The 14,208-nt window shown below is 71.6% G+C and carries 15 protein-coding genes and 1 pseudogene; 10 read left to right on the forward strand and 6 right to left on the reverse strand.

The features are described from left to right. Positions 1 to 178: 178 nt before the first annotated feature. Positions 179 to 1,804: a condensation domain-containing protein gene (locus ACZ7M3_RS50460; RefSeq protein WP_472073261.1), complete on the reverse strand. Its 1,626-nt coding sequence runs from the start codon at positions 1,802 to 1,804 to the stop codon at positions 179 to 181. Positions 1,805 to 2,265: 461 nt separating this feature from the next. On the opposite strand from ACZ7M3_RS50460, the gene ACZ7M3_RS50465 reads away from it, so the two are divergent. Continuing rightward, entirely contained in the window at positions 2,266 to 2,871 is a 606-nt protein-coding gene (locus ACZ7M3_RS50465; protein WP_472073263.1) for a TetR/AcrR family transcriptional regulator, read from the forward strand. A gap of 157 nt (positions 2,872 to 3,028) precedes the next feature. Here ACZ7M3_RS50465 and ACZ7M3_RS50470 read toward each other — a convergent pair whose 3' ends face one another. Next, positions 3,029 to 3,490 carry a DUF2871 domain-containing protein gene (locus ACZ7M3_RS50470; RefSeq protein ID WP_351622709.1) on the reverse strand — a complete coding sequence of 154 codons (462 nt, stop codon included), beginning with the start codon at positions 3,488 to 3,490 and terminating at the stop codon, positions 3,029 to 3,031. Between the two features lie 208 nt (positions 3,491 to 3,698). Here ACZ7M3_RS50470 and ACZ7M3_RS50475 point away from each other — a divergent pair, with 208 nt between their 5' ends. The 4 genes from ACZ7M3_RS50475 to ACZ7M3_RS50490 all read left to right on the forward strand — a co-directional run bounded on the left by ACZ7M3_RS50475 (position 3,699) and on the right by ACZ7M3_RS50490 (position 6,426). Further along, on the forward strand, positions 3,699 to 3,836 hold the full coding sequence (locus tag ACZ7M3_RS50475; protein ID WP_472073265.1) for a hypothetical protein: 138 nt from the start codon (positions 3,699 to 3,701) through the stop codon (positions 3,834 to 3,836). A 178-nt stretch (positions 3,837 to 4,014) separates the two neighbouring features. Next, positions 4,015 to 4,791 carry a hypothetical protein gene (locus ACZ7M3_RS50480; protein ID WP_472073267.1) on the forward strand — a complete coding sequence of 259 codons (777 nt, stop codon included), beginning with the start codon at positions 4,015 to 4,017 and terminating at the stop codon, positions 4,789 to 4,791. Positions 4,792 to 4,984: 193 nt separating this feature from the next. Further along, a complete protein-coding gene (locus ACZ7M3_RS50485) occupies positions 4,985 to 5,665 on the forward strand; it encodes a TetR/AcrR family transcriptional regulator (RefSeq protein ID WP_472073269.1) in 681 nt (226 codons plus the stop codon). Continuing rightward, positions 5,662 to 6,426 carry an SDR family NAD(P)-dependent oxidoreductase gene (locus tag ACZ7M3_RS50490; RefSeq protein WP_472073271.1) on the forward strand — a complete coding sequence of 255 codons (765 nt, stop codon included), beginning with the start codon at positions 5,662 to 5,664 and terminating at the stop codon, positions 6,424 to 6,426. Before ACZ7M3_RS50485 ends, ACZ7M3_RS50490 begins: the two co-directional genes overlap by 4 nt. Before the next feature lie 249 nt (positions 6,427 to 6,675). Here ACZ7M3_RS50490 and ACZ7M3_RS50495 read toward each other — a convergent pair whose 3' ends face one another. Together ACZ7M3_RS50495 and ACZ7M3_RS50500 are read right to left on the reverse strand one after the other, a co-directional pair. Then, positions 6,676 to 8,181 (reverse strand): condensation domain-containing protein, encoded by a 1,506-nt coding sequence (locus tag ACZ7M3_RS50495; protein WP_472073273.1) that lies wholly within the window; start codon positions 8,179 to 8,181, stop codon positions 6,676 to 6,678. A 320-nt stretch (positions 8,182 to 8,501) separates the two neighbouring features. Next, positions 8,502 to 9,638 (reverse strand): RNA-guided endonuclease InsQ/TnpB family protein, encoded by a 1,137-nt coding sequence (locus ACZ7M3_RS50500; RefSeq protein ID WP_472073275.1) that lies wholly within the window; start codon positions 9,636 to 9,638, stop codon positions 8,502 to 8,504. 155 nt (positions 9,639 to 9,793) lie between these two features. On the opposite strand from ACZ7M3_RS50500, the gene ACZ7M3_RS50505 reads away from it, so the two are divergent. The 3 genes and pseudogenes from ACZ7M3_RS50505 to ACZ7M3_RS50515 all read left to right on the forward strand — a co-directional run. After that, positions 9,794 to 10,279, forward strand: coding sequence for a MarR family winged helix-turn-helix transcriptional regulator (locus ACZ7M3_RS50505; RefSeq protein WP_355978736.1), 486 nt, complete (start codon positions 9,794 to 9,796; stop codon positions 10,277 to 10,279). Between the two features lie 395 nt (positions 10,280 to 10,674). Next, positions 10,675 to 11,343 (forward strand): nitroreductase, encoded by a 669-nt coding sequence (locus ACZ7M3_RS50510; RefSeq protein WP_472073277.1) that lies wholly within the window; start codon positions 10,675 to 10,677, stop codon positions 11,341 to 11,343. A gap of 88 nt (positions 11,344 to 11,431) precedes the next feature. After that, positions 11,432 to 11,626: pseudogene (locus tag ACZ7M3_RS50515) on the forward strand (LysR family transcriptional regulator); the annotation flags it as partial. A 204-nt stretch (positions 11,627 to 11,830) separates the two neighbouring features. Here the strand turns inward: ACZ7M3_RS50515 and ACZ7M3_RS50520 are convergent. Then, positions 11,831 to 12,268 carry a cupin domain-containing protein gene (locus tag ACZ7M3_RS50520; RefSeq protein ID WP_382123467.1) on the reverse strand — a complete coding sequence of 146 codons (438 nt, stop codon included), beginning with the start codon at positions 12,266 to 12,268 and terminating at the stop codon, positions 11,831 to 11,833. Positions 12,269 to 12,357: 89 nt separating this feature from the next. Here ACZ7M3_RS50520 and ACZ7M3_RS50525 point away from each other — a divergent pair, with 89 nt between their 5' ends. Next, a complete protein-coding gene (locus tag ACZ7M3_RS50525; RefSeq protein WP_328759553.1) occupies positions 12,358 to 12,534 on the forward strand; it encodes a hypothetical protein in 177 nt (58 codons plus the stop codon). Positions 12,535 to 12,590: 56 nt separating this feature from the next. Further along, on the forward strand, positions 12,591 to 13,724 hold the full coding sequence (locus ACZ7M3_RS50530) for an IS630 family transposase (RefSeq protein WP_472073279.1): 1,134 nt from the start codon (positions 12,591 to 12,593) through the stop codon (positions 13,722 to 13,724). 106 nt (positions 13,725 to 13,830) lie between these two features. Here ACZ7M3_RS50530 and ACZ7M3_RS50535 read toward each other — a convergent pair whose 3' ends face one another. After that, on the reverse strand, positions 13,831 to 14,154 hold the full coding sequence (locus ACZ7M3_RS50535; RefSeq protein ID WP_472073281.1) for an acyl carrier protein: 324 nt from the start codon (positions 14,152 to 14,154) through the stop codon (positions 13,831 to 13,833). Positions 14,155 to 14,208: the final 54 nt, after the last annotated feature.

Genomic DNA, 14,208 nt, shown 5'->3' on the forward strand with positions numbered 1-14,208 from the left:
CCACGCGGTCTGGTAATGCACGCCATTGCGTGCCGCCCACTCGGAAAGCTTCACACGATCAAGATAACAGATGAGAAACACAGAGATTTGCTGATGGATTCCGCAGTAGTTGTTAGCCCCCGGCACGCGCGCACCGGCGCCCCCGCCGCCGTACGGCACGACGGCGGCGGGTACGGGGCTAGGGGAGCGGCAGGGCAAGGCCGCGCGCGCCGGCCGGGGCGGGCAGCAGGTCCTCGACCGGGGTGTGCGGGGACGCCGCCGTCAGCGCGGCCAGCGCGCCGCGCAGCTCGCCGGCCAGCCGCACGGCCCGCGAGCGGGAGAGCACCGCGGGGGCGAACTCCAGGCGCAGCAGCGGGTCTTCGCGCCAGCGCAGCACGGTCAGCGCGGCGTCCGCCGTGACGGCGCCCGCGTGCCCGTGGTGGAAACGCGCGCTCAAGTCGCCCGCCCGCACACGCGCGGGCAGCAGCTCGTCGCGGGCCGCGAACGTCACCGGTGTCAGGACGGGCCGGGAACGGTCCGGGCGCACCCCGAGCTCGCGCGCCAGCTCGGCGGCGTCGAGGTCCGCGCAGCCGAGAGCCTCGCTGAACGCGCAGGCGACCCCGCGCAGGAAGTAGTCGACGCCGCCCTCCAGTTCACAGCCCACCGGCACCGTCGCCGAGCACGGCGCGAGGGTGCCCAGCAGCGCCGCCGTGGCACGGCGCGGCACCTCGCAGCCCACCAGCAGCCGCTCCAGGCCCGCGCGCCGCCCCACGGCCAGCGCCCACGCCGCCAGCAGCACCGTGGCGTGCGGCACCCCGGCCCGCCGGGCCGTCGCATCGGCCGCGTCCCGCAGCCGCACGTCGAGGCCGACGTGCAGCCGCTCGCCGCGGACATCGAACACGGCGGGCCGCGGCGCACCCCCCGCCAGGTCCACGGCGGCGGGAAAGCCGCGCAGCCGCTCGGCCCGCTCGCCCGCCGCCCGCAGCCCGCCCGGCCGGGCGGCCACCGCGGCGCGCCCCGCCGTATCCGGCCCGGGACGCAACCCCCGCACCAGCGGGCGCCGGTGCACGGCACGGTCGTAGTCGGCGAGCAGTTCCTGCCACAGCAGCGCCGCCGACCAGCTGTCGGCCACCGCGTCGTGGTACACGAACGACAGCAGATGCGCACCCCCGGCCAGACGGCTCAGGGCGAAGACCAGCGGCGGCCGGCCCGGCCGGCCGACCAACTGCCGCGCCCGCGCGGCCAGATACCCGTGCACCGCCGCCACCGGGTCCCCGCCCCCGCCCGCTCCCGCCGCCTCCAGAGTGACCAGCGGCGGGGTGCAGGCGGCGAGAACCCGCCGCACCGGGCCGTGCGGCGCATCCGCGAACACGGTCCGCAGGCCCTCGTGCCGCGCACCGACAGCGGCGAGCACACGGCGCAGCGCGCCCGCGTCGAGCGGCCCGGCCAGCTCGGCACTGAGCACCCGGCACACCGCACCGGCACCCGCCGCCCGCTCGGCGGCCAGCGCCGCCCGCTGCCCGGGCAGCAACGCCCGCACCGCGCCCGCGCCTGAGAGCGGTCCGGGCACCGCGGCCGGCACGGGCACGGGCACGGCCCGGGCCAGTACGTCCGCCAGCGGGGCGGGACCCAGCAGCTGCGCCAGGTCCACGGCCAGGCCCAGCTGCCGGCCGGCCCGCGCCTGCAGCCGCACGGCCTGCGCGAGGCCGCCGCCCAGCGTGATGAAGGGAGAACCCGCGGCCCTGGCCGGCAGGGTGCGCCGGTCGCAGCCGATGACGTCCGCGGCCAGGTCGAGCAGCTCCTCCAGGGGAGTCGGGCTCAGCATGGGGTGGCCCTCTCTGTGGGCAGTCGTGCCCCGATGCTGGCGCCCGTGCCTCGAAGACCGCTCGAACCGTTCCTAGTGATGTTGGCCAGTGTTGGCCGAATCGCTATAAACCGGATGGGTGATCCGGTGACCTCGCGAACGGTCTTCGAGGTCGGGGAGCAGCGCGAGTTGGCCGCTTTGCTCCAGCAGGTCTTGTCGCCTCCGATGGACGTGCCTGTGGTCCTGGGCGGCCTCGCGCACCCTGGCCGCCCCGTTCGGCTTCCCGTTCACTCATGTGAGGGACCCCATGACCAACAGTGGCCCACAACCGAGTCAACCGCCACCAACCCGCCCCACCCCGCACCGGGCCGTCCCCGCCGCACGGCACGGCGCCGCCGCCCCCGACGGCAGCAGCTGATTTCAAAGGCAGGGACTCTATCACTGACAGCTGGATTTTCGCCGAAAGTGCTAAAGTTCGCTTCATGACGCCCCGAGAGCGACGCCTTCGCGAGCAGGCCCAGCGCCACCGGCTGATCCTCACCACAGCCCGTGAGATGGCCGAGTCCGAAGGCTGGGACTACGTCACCACACGGCGCCTGGCGGACCGTATCGAGTACAGCCAGCCGGTGCTCTACCAGCACTTCAAGAACAAGGACGCCATCGTCCACGCGGTCGCCCTGGAAGGCTTCGCCGAACTCGCCGCCGCGCTGCGCACCGCCCGCGAGGAAGCCGGTGACCCGCAGGAGGCACTGGGCGCGGTCGCCCGTGCCTACGCCGACTTCGCCGAGTGCGGACCGGTCCTCTACGAGGCCATGCTCACCCTCGACCCGGGCGAGGACACAGGCGAGGACACCACTGGGGCGGCCGGCACGCCGGCGCCGCTCGCGGACGTCCTCGCCGAGATCAGACAGGCCGTCGAGCCCGTCGCGGCCGGCCGCGACGGCGGCCTGCTCGCGGAGGTCCTGTGGAGCGCCTGGCACGGCCTGGCCGCCCTCACCCGGGCGGGCCGCCTGCGCCCGGATCCGGCGCGGCAGCGGCTGGCCGTCCTGACCGACGCGCTGCTGGGCCCGGCGGCCCAGCCCGTCTGACCCGCCGCGCCCGCTCCGCCCGGCCCGCCCGGCCCGGGACAGCGGCCCCTCCGCCCGCCGGGACGGGCCGGATGCACCGGGACCGCAGCCGGTCCGGACCGGACTCCCGTACCGGACTGTCAGAGGAGCCCTCGGACGGGGCCCTCAGACCGGGCTCTCAGACGGGGCTCTTGGCCGTCTCCTTCTCCTGCTCCGGCTCGGCGGGGCCCGCCCCGGCGGACTCGTTCAGCCGCTTGCCGAGCAGTACGAACAGCAGGATGAGTCCCACCGTGAGCAGGATGTGCCCGAGGCCCGCGGTCAGCGGCACCGCCTCGGGGACATGGTCGCCGAGCACGGTCTCGGTGCCGTGGACGAACATCATGGCGACGGTGATCGCGATGCCCACGTTGTAGAACCAGAAGAAGTACGTGAACAGTTTCGTCCCGGACAGGGCGAACTGCTTGTCCAGGGCGAGGACGATGAGGAAACCCATCATGCCCAGCGCGAGCAGATGGGTGTGCATGAGCGCCAGCTGGGTGTCGCCGGTGAAATCGTTGGCTTTGGTGAACTCCCGGTAATACAGCCCGGAGACCACTCCCAGGATCATGTAGACGTGTGCCGCGTAGTACGACTTCCGCATCCCCGTGCTCGCTCCCTGCCGGTCAGTGCTGGTCAATTCAGGCTCTGCCGGGGGCCATTGAAGCACTCCGGAACGAACGCTTCGCCCGATTCGGGAGATCGTTCAAGCCCCTCTCGAGCAGGTCTCGAGGACCCCTGCGACGCCCCGGGCCAGGCTGGGGCGTCGAGGTTCGTCCACGCAAGACCCACGCAGACGAAAGGCAACCCCCATGAGGCACTCCCGTACGGTCGCGGCCGTCGCCGCGGTCACCGGACTCTTCCTGGCCGCCGCGGGCGCGGCGAGCGCACAGGTCACACCCGGACCCGTCACCCCGCCGTCCCTCAAGGACCCGGAAGAGGCTATTTGACACTCCGCAGCGCCTGCGGCGGGCCGGACACCCCTGCGAGCCGGTGCCCCGGCGGCGCGGCCCACGCACCGGAAACGAACGCAATGCGCACCCTGACGAGGCGTCAGGGTCGGCTCAGGGTGGGGGTAGGGGTGTCACCGATGGTGGTCGGCGGGCGGTGGACAGCAGGCTGATGACCATGCCGAACACCACTGCCGATCCGCCCCGCTTGCCTCTCGCCCGCCGCGCCGCGGTCTCCTTCGCGGGTGTCGTTGCCCTGACGGGGCTTGCGGGGGCGTACACGCCGGGCTTCGCGTACGCCGAGCCGCCTGCCCCCGCCGATACGGCTGCCGTCGAGCAGCCCGCGGCTGATTTCAGCGACTGCCCGGCCCTCCCCGCCGGGGTCGACCCGGCCCGCTGGCGATGCGAAGTGCACACTGCCGCACCGCGGTTGACGGTGGGCAAGGTCACCGTGACTCTCGCCCCGATCACCATGACGCACGCCGAGGGTCCGCTCCCGGACGGCGCCAGAGGGCAGGTATGGGGTGCGATGCACAGCGCGCCGACCGCCCTTCCGGGCGGGGTGTCCGGTACGGCGCAAGGTGAGCGCGCGCGGCGGCTGAGGCTGGCGGTTCAGCCGGAGTACGGCGGCCGATCCGACTTCTATACCGGGCAGTTCAGCCTGCGATTCAGGCTGATGAGCCCACGGCTGCCGCAGGGCTGCACCATCGGCGCCGGTGCACCGGTCGACTTCCAGCTGAAGCGATCGGGCCCTTCACAGTGGATCTCCACGAACCCGCCGCTGATCAGGTTCTCGGCGTACGACGACACCTTCGCCGCTCCTGCCGCTGAGGACTGCGGGCCGATGGCCGGACCGCTCAACCGGCGGCTCGGGCTCCCGGCACCGAGCGGGAACCTGATGACTTACGACGCGACCTACACCTTCAAGACCTACGACCAGCTCCCGACGCGCTGACGGGCGGCACGAGACGCAGACGGTCGTCGAACACTCCGCCTGGTGACGTGCCGGAACGGCGGCCGGTGAGGCCGGCCGCCGTCCGGGCCGGGACGAGCGGCCGCCGGGGTGCGCGCCGCCCTGCGAGCCGGCTCCCTGCGGGCCCGAGAGGCGCGCGCAAAGGCGGGAAGCCACCCTGGAAACCATGGAAACCATGGAAACCGAATCAGTTTCCCGCGTTTTTGGGAGGGGCGGGCAGCGTGCCGACGTGATCGTGGAGGCGGCCGGCCGGCTGTTCTTCACGACGGGCTCCGCGCGGGCGAGCATGGACGACCTCGCCCGTGAGCTCAAGATGAGCAAGAAGACGATCTGCCGCCATTTCCCGGACAAGCGCAGCCTGCTGGCCGCGGCGCTGGACCGGCAGTTCACGGCGGTGGAGCGCACGCCGGCGGCGGCCCAGGACGCGCAAGGGCAGCCGTTCGGTGCGCGGGTCCAGCGGCTTTTGATCGCGGCGGGCAGCGAGCTCGGGCGGATCGGCGCGGTCCAGCTCGCGACGGGACGGGGCGACGCGGTGCTGCGCCAGTGCCTGGAGCAGCGCGTGGACGCGGCGGTCTACCGGCGGCTGGAGGAACTGCTGCGGGACGGGCACCGGCAGGGACTGCTGTCGGCGCCGCCGGAACTGCTGAGTGAGATCACCCGCGGCGCGCTGGAGCGGCTGCTCACCTCGCAGCTGCCGCGCGAACTCGGCCGGACCGCGGCCGATCTGCTGCGGGCGAGCGTCGACACCGTGCTCTACGGGGCGATCCGCCCGGCATACCCCGGACACCCCGGCATCGGCGAGGAACAACTCGAGGCGGTCATTCCGACGGCCCGCGATGAGGAGGTGGGCCCATGACCGGGACAGGCGGCAGGGTGGCCTTGGTGACAGGGGCCAGCAGCGGAATCGGCGCGGCCACCGCACGCCTTCTGGCCGCCCGGGGGATGCGCGTGGTGGTCAACTACCTCCGCAGCGGCACGGCGGCCGGGGAGATCGTGGCCGGCATCGAGGCCGCGGGCGGCCAGGCCATGGCCGTGCAGGCCGACGTGCGCGAGGAAGCGGCCGTCGAGAACATGGTCGGACAGGTCCAGGCGGCATGGGGCGGCATCGGCGTGCTCGTGCACAACGCGCTCATCCCGTATGCGGTCAAGTCGTTCCAGGACATGACGTGGGAAGAACTGGGCGGCAAGCTCGACGCCGAGATGCATGCGGCGTTCGCGGTCACCAAAGCCGTCCTGCCCGCCATGACCGAACAGGGCTGGGGACGCATCATCTACATCGGTACCGGCCTCAGCCGCCGGCCCCGGGAGCACATGATCGCGCTGGGCACCTCCAAGGCCGCACTGGAGCAGTTCGCCCGCTACCTCGCCCAGGAACTGGGCCCGCAGGGCATCACGGTCAACGTCGTCGCGCCCGGCCCGGTGGAGGACACCCGCATGGCCCACATGACGGACGTGTTCGACAACGAGCACAAGCAGCGCCAGGTCGCCGCCACCCCCCTGGGCCGCCTGGCACACCCGGACGACGTCGCCCAGGCGGTCGCCTTCTACGCCGGCGAGGACAACGCCTTCATGACCGGCACCACGGCCGCGGTCAACGGCGGCATGTCCATGTACTGAATCTGCGCAGGGAATCCCGGCCTTGAGGCCGGGCGGGAATGCGATCCCCGGTCTGGAGGCGCGAAGCGCCGGAGTTCTCCGCGTCTGGGTGGTGACGGTCAGGCTGGGCGCTTCTGGTTGTCGATGTAGTCCTTGACGATGCTCGGTGGTGCGCCGCCGCAGGGATGCCCGGCAAGGCTTCTCGAGCCCGTCCCCCGGAGGACCGGGCTCGGCCCGCCCCGGAATCGCAGGCCGGAGAGCCACCCGGGCTCACCCGGCCACCGACACCGCCGCGGGTGCGGGTGCGGGCCGGCGGGCGGGGGAGGGGGCGGTGTGTTTCCCGGTCCCGGCCGGGGCGAGCGGCGGCCGGGAGGACCCGCCGTTCAGCCGGCTCAGCGCGGCGGCGGGGGTGTCAAGGGCGGCCTCGAGCAGGGCGGCCAGCTGCCCGGTCAGGTGGGCGGCGGCCGTCTCGCCGACGGCGTCGTACTGGTAGGCGGCGGTGACGGCGATGCCCGCGGGCGCGCCGGCCGGCGTGTGGCGTTCGGTCAGGATCAGGCCGAGGGCCGCGGCCCGCAGCGGCAGCAGCGGCGGGGCCGCCCGCACGGTGAGCCCGGCCGCCTCGTACGCCTCGCCGCTGTCCGCCAGGACGCTCAGCGCGATGCCGCCGGGCCGGGCCAGCGCCGCGCTGCCGGCGCGGTAGGCGGCGAGGTCCGCGGCGCGTACCCGGCGCAGCAGCGCGGTGAAGGCCGGGTCGCCGGAGGTGTCCACGGACAGGGCCAGCACCCGCCCGTAGGGGCCCACGGCCCGGCGCAGGGCGGCGCTGTCACGGGCCGGCACCGGCGCGGCCACGGTGATGGCGGGGCCCGCGCCGAGCCGGGTGAGCAGGGCCGCGAGCGCGGCGTGCACCACCATGAACAGGGTGGCGCCCTGCGCGGCGGCCAGCCGGGCCAGCCGCTGGTGCAGGCCGGCGTCCCAGTCGAGGGCGAGGCGGCCGACGCGGGCGTCGGCCGGGGCGGGCCGGCTGCCCGGCGGCACGGTGGGCGCCAGGTCGCCGGCCCTCGCCCGGGGCGCCGCCTCGGGCACCGGGCCCTCCCAGCGCGGCGGCCGGCCCGCGGCCCGTGCCCGGTAGGCCAGGGCGAGTTCGGCGGCCAGCGGGGTGTGCGACCACAGGTCGACCAGGTCGGCCGGGAGGGTGAGCTCCAGCAGGTGGTCCCCGGCGGCCAGGGCGCGCAGCCGGGTGCCGGCCGAGCCCAGCCGGCTGTTGCGCAGCGCCCCGTGACGGTGCCCCACATCTCCCAGCGCCTCCTGCAGCGCCCCTGCGTTCAGTGCCCCGCGCAGCCGCAGCGGCAGGACCGCGCTGCCCTCCCCGTCGCGTGCCCCGTCGAGCGCCCCGGCGGGCCCGGTGGCGGCGGCCGGCCGCTCGCCGGCCGCCGCGGCGAACCGGGCCGGGGTGGGCGCCTCGTGCAGGGCGCGGTCGTCCAGGCCGGCGCCCAGCACCCGGCGGGCCCGGGCCAGCAGCCGGGCCGCGGCCGCGGGATGCCCGCCGAGGCGGAAGAAGTCGGAGTCGGCGTGGACGGTGCGCCGCGGCACGCCGATCGCCTCGGCGAACAGGTCACGGACGATCTCCTGCAGGGGAGTGCCGGGCGGTTCGGCGCCGGACGCGCGCGGCACGGCGGCCTCGGCGCCGCTGCCGCCCGCGCCCCGCGGCAGCGCCGTCAGCGTCGTCGGTGCGGAGGGGACCAGGCGGTCGGGCGGCTTCTGACCGGAGAGTGACATCGCGGCTCGCTCCTTCGACAGCGGCTACAGAAGGAAGGCTTGGCAAAACCTTGCCAAGATCCTGGCAACGGGATCCTGAGGGGCCGTCTCGAACCACTGGAGCACCACTCGAGCCCCTGCCCCGGCGCCCCGATGACGCGGCGAGGCCGCGTTCCCCAAGGGCGATGGGCCGATACCGGGCCCGGTGGAGCCGTACCGGCGTGAGGCGACAGGGCCGCGGCAGACGGAGCCGCTTTTAGTTTCAAATGAGACCATATCGAACGAATCTATGGCAGTAATGTGGCCCCTTGACTTCTCCCCTTCCTGAAGGAGGGGGATTCTTACGGCTCGCGCCGTGAGGGTTTCTGCTTCGTTGCCGACTGCCTGTCCGGAGTACTCCGTTGAGGTCTTACGCCAGCTCCACAGACTGTCACCGCCAGCCCGGCGGCCAGAAGGTTGTGCGCCGCATTCACGTCGCGGTCGTGGGTGATGCCGCAGGCGGAGCACAGCCTGGAGGAGGGGAACCACCGGTCCACCGCGATCACTTCGCGGCCGTACCACTGGGCTTTGTACTCCAGCATGCTCCGGAACTCGCGCCACGCCGCGTCGCTGATGGCGCGAGCGAGCCGGCGGTTTTTGACCATGTTGTGCACGGTCAGGTCCTCGATCACGATCGTTTGGTTTTCGCGAACGAGCCGAGTGGTGATCTTGTGCAGCGTGTCGCGGCGCCGGTCAGCGATCCGGGCATAGATCTTCGCGACCTTGAGCCGAGCCCTGGCCCGGTTCGCCGAGCCCTTCTCCTTCTTCGCGAGACGGCGCTGCTGCTTGGCCAGAGCGGCACGGTCCCGGCGCTCGTGCCGGGGGTTGGTGATCTTCTCTCCGGTGGAGAGGGGCAGCAGGTGGTTCAGGCCGGCATCGACACCGACGGCCTGACCGGTGGCCGGGAGTGGGTGCACGGACGGGTCCTCGCACAGCAGGGAGACGAACCCGCGTCCCGCGCTGTCCTGCGAGACCGTCACGGTGGACGGCTTCGCTCCCTCGGGCAGCGGCCTGGACCACACGATGCGCAGAGGCTCGCTCACCTTCGCGAGCCGCAGCTCACCGTTCCGGAAGCGGAATGCGCTGGTGGTGTACTCCGCACTCCTGCGCGACTCCTTCCGCGACTTGAACCGCGGGTACTGCGCCCGCTTGCCGAAGAAATGGGTGAACGCCGTCTGAAGGTGCCGCAGAGTCTGCTGGAGGGGGACCGAGGAGACCTCGTTGAGGTAAGCCAGTTCCTCGGTCTTCTTCCACGCCGTCAGCATCGCCGACGTCTGGTTGTAGTTGACCCGTTCCTGACGCGTCCATGCCTCGGTACGGGCGGCGAGCGCCAGGTTGTAGACCTTCCGCACGCACCCGAACGTGCGCGACAGCTCCGCCGCCTGCGCATCCGTCGGACAGAAGCGGTACCGATACGCCCGCTTCACGTGAGTGGTCACAGCTCCCAAACTATCGCATCAACTCGTCGCTATCTGCGGGTAGTTGGCCGCGATCGACGATCCGCCCTGGCGGCGAATCGTCTTTCCCTGCCCTGCTCCGCAGGAGTCCGTTTCCTCTCCGCCGCTGAAGGGCGGAGTATCCACGGAGGGATCAGATGAACGCCGACGTTCCTCACCGAACCACCCCCTCACGTGTGACCGACCGCCCAGGCGATGCCTCACCTTTCGCTCTCGGCCTGCTGCTGCGCCGGGCGCACTGGCGCGCGGCCGCGGTGATGGAGGAGGCGCTCCGGCCGCTCGGCATCGAGCTGCGGCATTTTGCCGTGCTGATCGTGCTGGTCGACCGCGGGCCCACGGTGCAGCGGGACTTGGTGGCGGCGACGGGGTCGGACAAGGCGGGAATCATGCGGGTCGTGGACGACCTGGAGCGCAGGGGGCTGGCCGTACGCAGGAACGTTCCGGGGGACCGGCGGGTGCGGGCGGTGGAGATCACGCCTGAGGGCGTCGAGCTTTTCGACGCGGCCCATGTGGCGGCGGCGCCGCTGGCTGAGCGCCTGGTTGCCGACCTGGCGCCTGGCGAGCCCGAGCAACTGACGGATCTGCTGACCCGGTTTGCCCATCCCGCAGGCGGCGAGGTGTAAGCACGCCCGCGTCCGTACGGCTCTTGCGCCGCATACCCGGCCGGCGGTGTGCTCTTCACTCCTGCACGCATCGCCGCCGTCACCGCCGACAGGGCGCAGGCGACGAGAACGCCACGTGATGTCCCGGGGTGAGACGTCACGCGGCGAGGCGCTCGGCGAGTTGTCTGGCCTTGGCGGTCGCGTCCTCGAAGGCGCGCTTGCGGGAGGCCTGTGTTCCCCGGCGAGGCGTCCTCGTCCCGTTCGGGCACCCGGTTCTCCAGGAGCGGTGTCCGAGGTGGAGGACCAGGAGCGGAGGAGGATGTGTACGCAGCAATAGTTTAATACGAGATGGTATTGAATGATACTATCTTGAGTGAAACGAAAGTCCCGCGTCGAGCGGAGGGAGGTGGACGACCGTGAACGTCTACGAGGCGGTCACGAGCCGGCGGGCGGTACGCGGATTCACCGACCGGCCCGTCCCGAGGGAGGTGCTGGAGCGGGTGCTGTCCGGCGCGGCCTGGGCGCCGTCCGGATCGAACCTCCAGCCGTGGCACACCTACGTGCTGACCGGCGGACCGCTGGCCGAACTCAAGAAGCGCGCCGGCGAGCGCCTGGCCGTGGGCGACCCCTGGGACGAGCCGGAGTACGAGCAGTACCCGCCCGCACTGAAGTCCCCGTACCGCGAACGCCGATCCGCCTTCGGCGAGCAGCGCTACGGCGCACTCGGCATTCCGCGCGAGGACATGGAGGCGCGCCAGAGGGCCGCTTCCGCGAACTGGGACTGTTTCGGCGCCCCCGCCGCCCTGTTCTGCTACATCGACCGCGACCTGGGCCCGGCCCAATGGTCCGACATCGGCATGTATCTGCAGACCGTCATGCTGCTGCTGCGCGCCGAAGGGCTGCACAGCTGCACGCAGATGGCATGGGCGAAGTACCGCAAGACCGTCGCGGAGGTCCTGTCACCCCCGGACGAGCTCATCCTCTTCTGCGGCATGTCGATCGGGTTCGAGGACGTCACGGTGGATTACACCCGTACGGGCCGGGCGCCGCTCGACGAGACGGTCACGTTCGTCGGTGATTGCTGACACCGCCCGCCCCCGGCCGGCCAAGGCGCCGTTTCCCGCCACGCGCACCCAAGTGGTCCGTATGCATATCCCGATCATCGGTGCGGACCAGGTGCCGGAGTTCATGGACGCCGTCCTGTCCTGGACCGCCGGCAGCGACACCGTCCGGCTGCCCGTCACGCCGATCCAGCCGATCGCCGCCAAGGACGTGGCCGACGCGGTGGCGGAGGCCGCCGTGGGCGCCCCGCTGAACGGCATCCGCAACATCACCGGCCCCGAGATCTTCTCCCTGGACGAGCTGGGCTAGTGCCGTATCAGGCAACGTTTGCCTTGTTGTGATGCGACGTGCCGCTCGGGTGCTGGCGCAGCGGTGCGTCACCATGAGTCGGTCCGGGTGGCAGAACGTGTGCAGGTTCGTGAGATCGATGACGCTGAAGGCTGGAGGTTGCTGCAAAGCCCGGCACCTGGATCGGTGTTCCGGACTCCGCACTCTTGTCGATCTCGCGGGTCAGCCTTCGGAGGGACGCGGGGCGCGCAGGTGGGCCCGTTCCTTCAGCTCCTCCTCGTCGACCAGCTTGAGCATCGGCTGACCCGGCGCGCACACCATGGTCACCACGAACTTGGTCGGTGCGTCCGACAGGGCGTTGCCGTCCTGGTAGTGGATCACGTCACCGCCTGGCTCCCAGAACGTCCCACCGGCCTCGACCACACGCTCCGGCTCGCCCTCGAGCTCGAACCGGAGCGCGCCCTCCATCACGTAGCCGAACGACGGGCCCGAGTGGCGATGCGGAGGGAGCCCGGGGTGACCGGGAGGCCACTCGACGAGGATGGTCATTCCCGAACCACCTTCGGGAAAGAAGGGCGGAGTGACTTCCTGCAGCAACTTGACTTCGGGCGGCAAGGAGACCTCGTGGGCGCTCCCGCGCTCTGGGTCCTTCGCTGACATGTACCGCACCTCCGTAAGCCTGCCCAGAATGGACGATCTTGCATCGGCCACCGCATTCCGGACCGGTGTACCGACCCACTCGTTCGGCGGTGACCAAGTTCGCCGGTTCCCGGCTCACACAACTCGCTTCGCGAAACGGTCTCGACACCACCCTGCCTCCCGTCGGCGGCCGCCACAATCCGGGAGCCAGCGGCATTGAGACCGCATCGCGCCATGTCATCGGCGAGCATCTAGCGCCGTATCAAGCAGCGTCTGCCCTGTTGTGATCTGACGCGCCGCTCGGGTGCTGGCGCAGGCGGTGCGTCACCATGAGTCTGTCCGGGTGGCAGAACGTGTACGGGTTCGTGAGATCGATGACGATGAAGGCCGGAGGTTGCAGCGGATCATCCGCAGAGGCACCGGCTCGGTCGTGACGTGGCGGCGGGCCCAGATGGTGCTGCTGTCAGCACAGGGCATGGCGGTGGCGGAGATCGCCGAGGTGACGTTCACCAGCGCGGATCGGGTCCGCGATGTGATTCACGACTTCAACACCGACGGCTTCGAGTCGCTCTACCCCAAGTACAAGGGCGGTCACCCGAGGACTCTTACGCTGCCCGAGCGGCGCGAGGTCAAGAAGATCGCCAACTCCAAGCCGGCCGAGCACGGCCTGCCGTTCTCGACCTGGAGCCTGGCCAAGCTGGCCGACTTCCTGGTCGCTGAGGGGGTGGTCGACGACATCAGCCACGAGGGCCTGCGCATCGCGCTCCGCGAGGAGGGCGTCTCCTTTCAACGCGTGAAGACCTGGAAGGCCTCGCGCGACCCCGACTACGCCACAGAGAAGGCTCGTATCGAGCACCTCTACGCGATCGCCGACGGCGAGGTCATACCCGAAGACGGTGAGCCGGTCGTGGTCTTATGCGTTGATGAGTTCGGTCCGCTCAACCTCCAGCCGCACCCAGGCAGGCAGTGGGCCGAACGCGGCGGCAAGCACAAGGATCCCGAGCGCGAGCCCAGGCCGCGGCGGCGGGCGACCTACACCCGCCCGCATGGAGTCCGCCACCTGTTCGCCGCCTACGACCTGGGCAAGGACAAGCTCTACGGCCACATCAACAAGACCAAGACGCGAACGAAGGTCCTGGGGTTCTGCCGCTATCTGCGCAGCCTCTACCCGCCCGAGATCCGCATCGCCATCGTGGTCGACAACTTCTCCCCGCACCTGACCACCAGGCGCGACACCCGAGTAGGTGACTGGGCCCAAGTCAACAACGTCGAGATCGCCTACACCCCGACCAACAGCTCCTGGCTCAACCGCATCGAGGCCCAGTTCACCGCCCTGCGCTACTTCACCCTCGACGGCACCGATCACGCCAGCCACAAGGAGCAGGGCAGCATGATCCGGCGCTACATCATCTGGCGAAACCGTCACGCCGACGACCAGCGCCTACGAGCCATCGTCAACAGGGCAAACGTTGCCTGATACGGCACTAGATCACCCGGCCCGAGCCCGCCGCTTCCACGGCAGACGCCGAGGCCGTAACCGTCAGATGCGGTTGCACTGCCGGGGGCCGGCATGCCGTCGGCGCTCAGGCCACGGCCCAGGGGCCCAGGTCGCGCGTGCGGCGGGCGCCCGCGGCGGGCCGGCTCTCGTCCCATGCCGGGGCCAGCGCGGCGGAGAGGATGCCCCAGAGCTGGCCGGCGCTCAGGGCGTGCACCGGGACGACGATCTGGCCGGCGAGGCTGACGCGGAACGCGGACTCCAGCGCGCTGACGATGCCGATGAGCGCCATGGAGTCCAGCCCGTAGGCCTCCATCGGGACGTCGGCGGCGGGCTCCTTGTCCTTGCCGAGCCCCGGCAGGCCCTGGCGCAGGACGTCCTCGAACTTCGCGTTCCACGGTGTGTGGGCCATTGGGCGACTTCCTTCCGGGACACGGGAGAGGCGAAGCGGTGCTCCGGGCAGCAC

The sequence above is a fragment of the Streptomyces sp. NPDC111656 genome, from assembly GCF_055656965.1.

What these genes read in the sequence shown, in the direction of transcription:
- ACZ7M3_RS50460 (WP_472073261.1), bottom strand. Translation starts at nt 1,804, where the DNA reads ATGCTGAGCCCGACTCCCCTGGAGGAGCTGCTCGACCTGGCCGCGGAC.
- ACZ7M3_RS50465 (WP_472073263.1), top strand. Translation starts at nt 2,266, where the DNA reads ATGACGCCCCGAGAGCGACGCCTTCGCGAGCAGGCCCAGCGCCACCGG.
- ACZ7M3_RS50470 (WP_351622709.1), bottom strand. Translation starts at nt 3,490, where the DNA reads ATGCGGAAGTCGTACTACGCGGCACACGTCTACATGATCCTGGGAGTG.
- ACZ7M3_RS50475 (WP_472073265.1), top strand. Translation starts at nt 3,699, where the DNA reads ATGAGGCACTCCCGTACGGTCGCGGCCGTCGCCGCGGTCACCGGACTC.
- ACZ7M3_RS50480 (WP_472073267.1), top strand. Translation starts at nt 4,015, where the DNA reads ATGCCGAACACCACTGCCGATCCGCCCCGCTTGCCTCTCGCCCGCCGC.
- ACZ7M3_RS50485 (WP_472073269.1), top strand. Translation starts at nt 4,985, where the DNA reads ATGGAAACCGAATCAGTTTCCCGCGTTTTTGGGAGGGGCGGGCAGCGT.
- ACZ7M3_RS50490 (WP_472073271.1), top strand. Translation starts at nt 5,662, where the DNA reads ATGACCGGGACAGGCGGCAGGGTGGCCTTGGTGACAGGGGCCAGCAGC.
- ACZ7M3_RS50495 (WP_472073273.1), bottom strand. Translation starts at nt 8,181, where the DNA reads ATGTCACTCTCCGGTCAGAAGCCGCCCGACCGCCTGGTCCCCTCCGCA.
- ACZ7M3_RS50505 (WP_355978736.1), top strand. Translation starts at nt 9,794, where the DNA reads ATGAACGCCGACGTTCCTCACCGAACCACCCCCTCACGTGTGACCGAC.
- ACZ7M3_RS50520 (WP_382123467.1), bottom strand. Translation starts at nt 12,268, where the DNA reads ATGTCAGCGAAGGACCCAGAGCGCGGGAGCGCCCACGAGGTCTCCTTG.
- ACZ7M3_RS50535 (WP_472073281.1), bottom strand. Translation starts at nt 14,154, where the DNA reads ATGGCCCACACACCGTGGAACGCGAAGTTCGAGGACGTCCTGCGCCAG.